The sequence below is a fragment of the Priestia sp. KCTC 13724 genome (assembly GCF_056820425.1).
Genome location: NZ_JBXDLD010000161.1, coordinates 1 through 4,478, shown reverse-complemented (window position 1 = coordinate 4,478; position 4,478 = coordinate 1). Strand labels below are relative to the sequence as shown.

At 38.2% G+C, this 4,478-nt stretch carries 6 protein-coding genes and 2 pseudogenes; 1 reads left to right on the top strand and 7 read right to left on the bottom strand.

All coding sequences use genetic code 11. From position 1 onward, the window contains the following. Positions 1 to 214 precede the first annotated feature (214 nt). Positions 215 to 579: pseudogene (locus AC1UFB_RS17745) on the top strand (transposase); the annotation flags it as partial. A 278-nt stretch (positions 580 to 857) separates the two neighbouring features. Here the strand turns inward: AC1UFB_RS17745 and AC1UFB_RS17740 are convergent. From AC1UFB_RS17740 to AC1UFB_RS17710, 7 genes and pseudogenes are all read right to left on the bottom strand, one after another. After that, on the bottom strand, positions 858 to 1,718 hold the full coding sequence (locus AC1UFB_RS17740; protein ID WP_482589621.1) for a DUF421 domain-containing protein: 861 nt from the start codon (positions 1,716 to 1,718) through the stop codon (positions 858 to 860). A 39-nt stretch (positions 1,719 to 1,757) separates the two neighbouring features. Then, entirely contained in the window at positions 1,758 to 1,964 is a 207-nt protein-coding gene (locus AC1UFB_RS17735) for a DUF1657 domain-containing protein (RefSeq protein ID WP_034655740.1), read from the bottom strand. A gap of 12 nt (positions 1,965 to 1,976) precedes the next feature. Continuing rightward, positions 1,977 to 2,327 (bottom strand): stage V sporulation protein AE, encoded by a 351-nt coding sequence (gene spoVAE, locus AC1UFB_RS17730; RefSeq protein ID WP_025910774.1) that lies wholly within the window; start codon positions 2,325 to 2,327, stop codon positions 1,977 to 1,979. A gap of 5 nt (positions 2,328 to 2,332) precedes the next feature. After that, entirely contained in the window at positions 2,333 to 3,343 is a 1,011-nt protein-coding gene (gene spoVAD / locus AC1UFB_RS17725) for a stage V sporulation protein AD (RefSeq protein WP_100347647.1), read from the bottom strand. Further along, positions 3,343 to 3,822: a stage V sporulation protein AC gene (gene spoVAC / locus AC1UFB_RS17720; protein WP_100347646.1), complete on the bottom strand. Its 480-nt coding sequence runs from the start codon at positions 3,820 to 3,822 to the stop codon at positions 3,343 to 3,345. Before spoVAC ends, spoVAD begins: the two co-directional genes overlap by 1 nt. A 16-nt stretch (positions 3,823 to 3,838) precedes the next feature. Then, positions 3,839 to 4,312 (bottom strand): YhcN/YlaJ family sporulation lipoprotein, encoded by a 474-nt coding sequence (locus AC1UFB_RS17715; protein ID WP_025910777.1) that lies wholly within the window; start codon positions 4,310 to 4,312, stop codon positions 3,839 to 3,841. A gap of 78 nt (positions 4,313 to 4,390) precedes the next feature. Continuing rightward, positions 4,391 to 4,478: pseudogene (locus AC1UFB_RS17710) on the bottom strand (DUF1657 domain-containing protein); the annotation flags it as partial.

Sequence of the window (4,478 nt, the reverse complement as noted above, 5' to 3'; positions counted from 1 at the left end):
TGTTTTGTCATAGCAAATTTAATGTTGAAGATGTATCGAAAAACAAAAAGGGAGGTTCATTTTACATTTCTTCCATTTAAACCTAAAATCTTACATTATTCTGCTGTAGCTGACTAAGTATATTCAATGTTAAAAAGACTCCAACAGAAGGCAAGGTACCACTAATTACGGGATATCCGGTAAGAGCTCTATCGGTTGTAGTAACCCATGTTCCGTATTCGCTGCGGGTATCATAGCTGAAATTGGCCAAATAGACCGGTTTGATGATGAAACTAAAGTAGCGAAATACGCAGGTCTATACTGGCGAAAGCATCAGTCCGGGCGCTTTACTGCCGAAGACACGTCCCTATCACGTAACGGTAACTACTACTTGCGATATTACTTAGTTGAAGCCGCCAACTCCGTAAGAAGACAAGTTCCGGATTACCGGGATTTACTACGTAAAAAAGTACAGTGAAGTACCAAAACATCAACACAAACGTGCACTCGTTCTAACCGCAAGAAAACTCGTGCGATTGGTGGATGCGCTACTAACGCAGTTACCAACTCTTTACGCCAGAAAGGGGCGTGAAAATATGACATAAAACTTGTCATCTCTACCTTTCAAATAATTTCCAGTAAATAACATTCGTTACTGGTCTAGTTTCGTGATGCTTTTTTTAAGTAAATTGCCCTTTGATAACTTTACATTCTTTCATTTTTCAGTTGACATACTACCCCAGGTCTTTATTATCCATTATTAAAAATTATGTTTATACTATATCCATTAATGGATTTTACTAAAGACCCTTCTGTCCTATGCCAACTGCTAAATTGTTACTTCTGACTTTATAGCTTGAAACCCGTCATAACCTTATTTAATCTCTTAAAAGAGGGGTCACTTTATCAATGGCTTCTTGTAACTTTTGACTGTTTTGGCTATACATATGTTTCGCTTTTTCTACTTCTGTCCCAAGCGCAAATAATTCTAAGTCCGCCTGACATTTTTTCATAGTTGAAAGTAATAAAGGCTTTTCTTGAGGAGAAGGAACTTGAAGTTTATCATCAAAAAGGTCAACGGTTAATTGCCCATAAGAATCTACCTGCCCAAGAAAGACATTTTCAATGGTAACTCCTAGTTTTTCTAGTTCAGTGTGTAACCACCTTCTGCTTTGGCCAATTGTCGCTAATGGTTCATCTAATATTTCACCATCCATAATAACTGTTTGAGGTTCCTTACTTGGAGCAACAGCTATCCCTAAATCTTTTGCGGTTAACGGTCGATTTTCTTTCTTTAACAAGACGTTGAGATCGCCGGTTGGCTCTAATACCGCAAATTCCACATCAGCTGCCTGATAGACACTTTTCTGTCGAAGTAACTCTAACAATTCATCGATTGTGTATTTTTCCTTTTTCAAATTATCTTCCATGATTTTTCCATCTTTGATAAAAACCGTCCCTTTCCCCTCCATAAAGTCGCGAAAATGTTTATTTTTCAAGGAAATGATGCCTGCTAAGAAGGGTACTGCCGCAAAGATTACGATACTAAGTATCCCATGAGCAATGCTTTTATCAATTCCCGTGGCCATGTCTGCTCCTATATTACCGATGGTCATACCGGTGACATATTCAAAGAAGGAAAGCTCAGCTATTTGTTTTTTACCTAACCATTTTGTAATAGCAAAAAGAACAACTAAAAACAGTAAAGACCGCAAAACTACAATTAACCAATCTGGCATCTTTTACACCTCCTATAAAATTAGAAAAAGCTGTTCGTCTTAAAAACCTTTATATTGGGCTTCTTCTCTCTCCAATTCTCCCACTCGATTTTTTAAATCTGTTACGATTTCATTCATGACATTCATCGTTTCGTGCAAAGTCTGCTTTGATTGATCATCTTGAGTTCGTAATGCTAAATTGGATAAACCAGCTTCTACTCCTTTAAGACTGACAAGACATTGTTTCACATCTGATGCAATCGTCATTTTACATCCTCCTTATCCTTTTGGTTTAAAAAATATAGCGCCAATCATTCCAAAAATAATGGCGGCTGAAATTCCGGCACTTGTTACTTCAAACATTCCTGAAATAACACCTACTAACCCATGTTTTTCGGCTTCAGCCATTGCCCCATGTACAAGAGAATTTCCGAAACTTGTAATAGGAATGGTCGCTCCTGCTCCTGCAAAATCGATAAAAGGTTCGTATAAACCAAACCCATCTAGAAGAGCGCCAATCACTACAAATGTACTTAAGGTATGTGCTGGTGTAAGCTTAAATACATCAAACATAATTTGCCCAATAACGCAGATCAAGCCTCCTACAACAAAAGCCCAAAAGAAAATCATAGCTCTTATTCACCTCCATATTCAATTGATACCGCATGAGCGATACAAGGAATAGTTTCATCCTGCTGAAAGCTTAATGGCGATAATAAAGCACCTGTTGCTACGACTAACATTCGTTTAAATTCGCCTTTTTTCATTCGGTTTAATAGATGACCATATACAACGGTTGCTGAACATCCTGGCCCACTAGCGCCAGATAGAACTGGCTGTCCTTCTCGATAAATCATAAGGCCACAATCTTGATATTGTTCTTCACGTATTGGTGTTCCATGTTTTTTAAATAAATCAAGCGAGACTTCTCGTCCAATGTGGCCAAGATCTCCCGTTACAATCAAATCATAATAAGATGGATCAAGATTTCGCTCAGTAAGATGTGCTTCAATGGTATCAACAGCCGCCGGAGCCATTGCTCCTCCCATATTAAATGGATCCGTCATTCCCATATCGATCACGCGTCCAATCGTTGCAGAGGTCACACGAGGTCCCTCTCCAGAATCACTTAACAAAGCAACGCCAGCACCTGTCACTGTCCATTGAGCAGTAGGTGGTTTTTGTCCACCGTATTCGGTCGGATAACGAAATTGTTTTTCGACGGCGGTATTGTGACTCGAAGCACCAGTTAACAAATAGTTAGCTCCTTTTGTGTTAACTAAGTAAGCACCAAGAGCCAGTCCTTCCATGGATGTAGAACAAGCACCAAATAATCCAAGGTACGGTGTGCCAAGTGTTCGGCAAGCAAAACTAGTGGGCGTCATTTGATTAATCAGATCTCCTCCAAGGAAAAACTGAACCTGTTCCTTTTGAAGACCTGCTTTTTCGATAGCTTTTTGACTCGCTTCTTCTACCAAAACCTTGTGCGCTTTTTCATAAGAATCCTGTTTTAACCATAAATCAGAATGAAGTAAATCAAAATCATTAGCAAGTGCTCCTTTTGCTTCAAAAGGACCTCCGACCGTTCCAGTGGAGATAATGACAGGTTTTTGATCAAAGACCCATGTACGATGTCCCGTAAGCATTACAAGCCACCCCACTGTATGAGAATCGTTTTAATGGCCGCAATAACAAATGCCGAAAAGGTACCAAATAAAATGACGGAGCCAGCTAACTTAAACATATTAGCACCAACACCTAGGACAAATCCTTCCGTTCGATGTTCAATGCATGCTGATATGACGGCATTTCCAAAGCCGGTAACGGGAACCGCGGAACCGGCACCTCCAAATTGAGCAATTCGATCGTAAACACCGAAGCCTGTTAGAAGCATAGCAATAAAAATCATGGTCCCTACTGTTGGGTTTCCAGCCGTTTGATCTGTAAAATCAAAATAATAAATATAAAACAGTTGAATGGCTTGGCCAATAAGACAAATGATCCCACCCGTAAAAAAAGCTTTGATACAATTTTTAACTACTGGTCTCTTGGTTTCTTTCTGTTTTTCAAGATCTTGATATTCCTGTTGGACAGGTGTTAATTGTTTCTTTTGATTATTTGACATGTGTATACCTCTTTCATCACGCTTTTTCTTTCATAAGGTTTTTAATATTGTTAAATTCTCTTTTTAATGTTTTTTTCTTTATCTTGTCTTTTTGCAGTTTTTCTTCTAATTGTTCCAACTCCCAATAGATTTTTTGATCAGTTGAAACTAAGACTTTATAATCCGGATAAGCTTTTTCTAAGTCTGTTTTCACGTTCTTTTTGATTTTTTTTAATTGAAAGCGATGAAATTGATCTACTTTTATCGCCATTAACAGCTCTTTATCGGTATTTACTGCTTTAACAGCCGAAACTTCTTCCTCTTTTATGATCTTTTCTTTTGCTTGATTGGCAACTGTTTGATTAATGGGTTGGTTTGTATGTACCTTGACGATCGTTGTATCATCATTGCCATTAGTCGAATGATTCTGTTGCCCCGTACATCCGGATATATATACAATAATCATGGCTAAAAAAAGAAAATGATTTAATCTTCTTATCTTTCTTTTCATACAATCACCTGTCCGTTTCTACTCAAGAATTGAAGTGTAAAAAGGTTGGTTAATTGAACCAACCTTTTTATCCTATTCTTATTGCTTGTATTGAGGCTCTTCTTGTTCGATTTGTTGAACACGTGGTTCAATGCTGTCTACAACGGATTGGGTTTGCTTAGCTGCA